The following is a 4,067-nucleotide window of genomic DNA, read 5'->3' as shown; positions in this document are numbered from 1 at the left end:
GTTCCCTGGAGTTCGGCCGGAGGGGGATCCTCGCCCGGAGAACAAAAAACGTCCCATCCCAGTTTCTCCCGCCCCTCCAGAACCCTTCCCCATCCCGAAAGAGGTTCTTCCTTTTTTTCCAGCGGAGGGGTACCTTCCTCCTCCTTCGCTTCGGATTCCACGGGAAGAAGAGAACGGCTTTTAAGATAGAGAAGATAGGAGGTGAGATGGAGGAATTCCGAGGCCCGGTCCAGCCCCTGGGACAAAAACTGATCCAGCCGGGCCAGATAGGAGCGGGTCAGAAGAGACAGGTCCAGCTCCAGGACCTCCAGAGGGCGAGCCTTTACCCTTTCCAGCAGATTTCGATCCAGTTCCAGGGGTTCCAAAGGCGGCATCTTGACCTAGGTCAAATCGTACTTACTGGGTCTTATGTTAAAGCAAGGGGAGAAAATCTGTAAAGGAGGGGGATGGGTATGAGAAAAGGTCTTTTAAAATGGGGTTTAGTTTTAGTGGCTCTGGTTCTCTGGCCCCTGGGGGCCCAGGCCAGGCCCTCCAAGTGTGAGGAATGTCACCTCAAGGTTACTCCCGGAATCGTAAAGGATTTCCACCGCTCCAAGATGTCCAAGGTGCTGGCCTGTTACAGCTGTCACGGCAAGGACCACATGAGCGCGGACGACGTGGAGAAGGCCAAGCTACCCACCATCGAGACCTGTAAACGGTGTCATCCCAAACAGGCCCGGCAGTACATGGCCGGCAAGCACTTTCTGGGATGGGTGGCCATGGAAGCCATGCCCACCACCCACATGCAGCCCGGTCCGGTGGTCAAGGGGCGCAAGGGCTGCGGAGGGTGCCACTCTCTGGGGGCCACCCGTGAGGCCAAGAAAAACCCCGATTACCCCAAGTACGCCATGGATTGCCAGAACTGCCACACCCGCCATGCCTTCTCGGTCAAGGAGGCCCGGGAACCCGAGGCCTGCATGACCTGTCACATGGGGTTTGATCATCCGCAATGGGAGATGTGGTCCACCTCCAAGCACGGGGCCGTCTATCGGATAGACCGCATGCTCGGACGCCCTCTTGAGGATCGCCGCGGCCCCCGATGCCAGACCTGTCATATGCCCAACGGCGACCACCGGGTGATGACCGCCTGGGGGTTCCTGGGGTTGCGTGTGCCGGAGGATGACAAAGAATGGTGGCAATATCGGGTAACCATCCTCAAGGCCCTGCATGTCCTTACCCCGGACGGAAAGTTCACCAAGCGTCTGGAGGTGGTCAAGGCCGGAAAGGTGGCCCGTCTCAGCAAGGAGGAATGGCAGGCGGAAAGGGATCGCATGCTCAAGATCTGCTCCCAGTGCCACAACACCAATTTTGCCCGGGAACAGCTCCAGCAGGCGGATCAGATGCTTAAGGCCGCAGACAAACTTATGGCCGAGGCCATAGAGACCGTGGCGGACCTGGCCCGCGAGGGGATCATCAAACACCCGGATGGTAATCCCTATCCGGATCTCCTCCGCTTCTACGAAACCCCCTACCCCATCGAGCAGAAGCTCTATCTCATGTTCATGGAGTATCGCATGCGCACCTTCCAGGGGGCCTTCCACATGAATCCGGATTACTCTCACTGGTATGGATGGGCCAAGATGAAGGAAACCCTGGCGGAGATAAAGTCCATGGCCCGCGAGATGAGGAAGGAAGCCGGAAAGTAAATTCTTCCTTCGGGGAGGGGGGTACCCCCTCCCCACCCTCATTGACACCCGGAAGGTCGAAAGTTAATCTCCAAGGTGTGAAGTTATTGATCCTCACCACTAGGAATTGCCCCTCACGGAAGGTTCTTCCCGCATTGGTGAAAGAGGCCCTTTCCGAACTCGGTCTATCTCTGGAGGTAGAAGAAAGGCTTGTTTCCACCCCGGAAGAGGCCCGATCTTTAAGGTTTTACGGGTCGCCCTCCCTTAAGCTTGACGGTAAGGACCTTGAGCCCGGAGCCGATGAGACCAAAGAGCCCGGTCTGGGCTGAAGGTTATATCTCCTCCCCGGGAAGGGAATGAAACCCTGGCCGGATAAGGAGACCCTTAAGGCGTGGATGACGCGGCTGGTCGGCTCTCGGCTATCTGGTGCACCTTCTTGAAGCACCGGTTCATAATTACCTGCAGACCGGCCTTACGGGCTATCCCTGCCGCCTCCTCGCTTACGATTCCCTCCTGAAGCCAGAGTACCCGGGCCCCCACCTTTACGGCCTCCTCCGCCACAGGGGGTACCTGATCCGGGCGCCGAAACACGATCACCACTTCCGGGCGTTTTTCCTCGGGGATGGAGAGGAGGGAGGGATAACAGACCTGTCCCAGGATCTCCTTCTGGCCGGGATTAACCGGAACCACCTCAAAACCGTGTTCCAGAAGGTACTTCATCACCTGGTGGCTGGGCCTTTCGGGCTTGGGGCTGGCTCCTACGATGGCCAGGCGTCGATATTTACGCACTATCTCCAGGGCTTCGGGCTCCAGCCGGGAATAATCGGGAAGCTCGCAACTGGTGACCGCGGCCAAATCGACCCCCTTTTAGCCGTATTTTACGATGCGGGCAAAGGTCTCCGGATCCAGCGAGGCTCCGCCCACCAGGGCCCCATCCACATCGGGCTGGGCCATGAGAGAGGCGATGTTCTCGGGTTTAACGCTTCCTCCGTAAAGGATCCGGACCTCTGCGGCCCGGTCGTTCCCGAAAAGGTCCCCTAAAAGACCCCGGATGTAGGCGTGGGCCTCCTGAGCCGTCTCCGGCGTGGCCGTCCTTCCGGTGCCGATGGCCCAGACCGGCTCATAGGCGATGACCAGCCCCTGAAGCTCCCCGGCGGAAAAACCGGAGAGCGCCGATCGAACCTGGGTTTCCAGAACCTCCATGGTCCGGCCGGCCTCCCTCTCCTCCAGGGTCTCCCCCACGCATAGGATGGGCTTCAAGCCGGCCGAAAGCACCCCGGAAAGCCTCTGCCGGATCATCTCGTCGGTCTCTCCGAAGATATGTCTTCTTTCGGAATGTCCGAGAATTACATAGGCTACGCCACACTCCTTGAGCATCAAGGGAGAGATCTCCCCGGTGAAGGCCCCGGATTCCGCCCAGTGCGCATTCTGCGCTCCCAGCCGGATATGAGTTCCGGCCAGCTCCTGACCGGCCATATAGAGCGCGGTGAAGGGAGGCGCGACCATAATCTCTCGATCCTCCACCCCGGCTACCAGCTCCCTGAATCGACGAAGATAGGCCAGGGTTTCGGATACGGTTTTGTGCATCTTCCAGTTACCCGCTATAAGGGGCTTGCGCATATCCACCTCCTCCCGGAACCCTTAATGGGATCACCTTAGAACAAATCCCTGCTCTTGCCAAGAGCCAACCCTGGTGCGGGAGGGGGGACTCGAACCCCCACGGGGACTTACCCCAGCGGATCCTAAGTCCGCAGCGTCTGCCTATTCCGCCACTCCCGCCCGATGACGACCCTGTCGTAAGTAGGAAAAAAGGCTTCAGGCTAATAATCCGTCCGGAAACTTAATATTGTTTGGGTTTGGACCAAAAGTCAAGATTGGAAGGGCTCGCCTCCGGTATTTCCAAAGGATATTTCCGGTGGTAAAAGCAAGGAAGATTCCGGAGGGAAAAATGGCCCGCAAGGCAAGACGGATCCATTCCCCAGATGGGCTAAGATGAATATCCACGACTATACCGTCCTCCTGCGCTCGCTGGACCGAAAGGCCCTGAAACTGGTAGGCACCGCCATAGGTGTATATTATTTGAGCGTATTCATTTATGCTCTCCGATGGAAGCTGGTGCTGGAGGAGATGGGCAGAAACATCCCCCTTTCCGACCTGGTCAGGATTAATCTGTCCTCAATTTTTGTGAATAATATAACCCCCATGAGTCGTAGCGGAGGAGAAGTGTTGAGAATAACCTGGCTTTCTAAAAAATATAAAGTACCGATAATCTTATCCAGTATCAGTATTGTCTATGAAAGATTTTCTGAAATAATACCCATATTAATTCTCACTTTAATAAGTATTTCTTACTTTACCGCTAATATTATTCTGTTTATATTGTCTCTTTCTCTAATTATGGTC

At 56.4% G+C, this 4,067-nt stretch carries 6 protein-coding genes and 1 tRNA gene; 3 read left to right on the top strand and 4 right to left on the bottom strand.

All coding sequences use genetic code 11. The features are described 5' to 3' along the window. Positions 1-374 (bottom strand): segregation/condensation protein A (locus F8J34_RS00035; protein WP_297054974.1); only part of this gene is annotated, 374 nt, incomplete at its 3' end. Positions 375-452: 78 nt separating this feature from the next. Here F8J34_RS00035 and F8J34_RS00030 point away from each other — a divergent pair. Together F8J34_RS00030 and F8J34_RS00025 are read left to right on the top strand one after the other, a co-directional pair. Beyond that, positions 453-1,685, top strand: coding sequence for a multiheme c-type cytochrome (locus tag F8J34_RS00030; protein WP_297054971.1), 1,233 nt, complete (start codon positions 453-455; stop codon positions 1,683-1,685). Positions 1,686-1,822: 137 nt separating this feature from the next. After that, positions 1,823-1,993 carry a hypothetical protein gene (locus F8J34_RS00025; protein WP_297054968.1) on the top strand — a complete coding sequence of 57 codons (171 nt, stop codon included), beginning with the start codon at positions 1,823-1,825 and terminating at the stop codon, positions 1,991-1,993. Positions 1,994-2,048: 55 nt separating this feature from the next. Here F8J34_RS00025 and F8J34_RS00020 read toward each other — a convergent pair whose 3' ends face one another. The 3 genes from F8J34_RS00020 to F8J34_RS00010 all read right to left on the bottom strand — a co-directional run bounded on the left by F8J34_RS00020 (position 2,049) and on the right by F8J34_RS00010 (position 3,443). Beyond that, positions 2,049-2,519, bottom strand: a complete 471-nt coding sequence (locus F8J34_RS00020; RefSeq protein ID WP_297054966.1) for a CoA-binding protein — start codon at positions 2,517-2,519, stop codon at positions 2,049-2,051. 12 nt (positions 2,520-2,531) lie between these two features. After that, positions 2,532-3,284, bottom strand: coding sequence for a triose-phosphate isomerase (tpiA, locus tag F8J34_RS00015; protein WP_297054963.1), 753 nt, complete (start codon positions 3,282-3,284; stop codon positions 2,532-2,534). Between the two features lie 71 nt (positions 3,285-3,355). Next, positions 3,356-3,443 (bottom strand) — tRNA-Leu (locus F8J34_RS00010). 213 nt (positions 3,444-3,656) lie between these two features. On the opposite strand from F8J34_RS00010, the gene F8J34_RS00005 reads away from it, so the two are divergent. Continuing rightward, a partial coding sequence (locus F8J34_RS00005) for a lysylphosphatidylglycerol synthase transmembrane domain-containing protein (RefSeq protein ID WP_297054960.1) occupies positions 3,657-4,067 on the top strand: 411 nt, incomplete at its 3' end.

It is taken from the genome of Thermosulfurimonas sp., assembly GCF_015491435.1.
Taxonomy (GTDB): domain Bacteria; phylum Desulfobacterota; class Thermodesulfobacteria; order Thermodesulfobacteriales; family Thermodesulfobacteriaceae; genus Thermosulfurimonas_A.
Note: the sequence above shows the minus strand (reverse complement) of the source record. Positions and strands in the feature narration are given on the sequence as shown.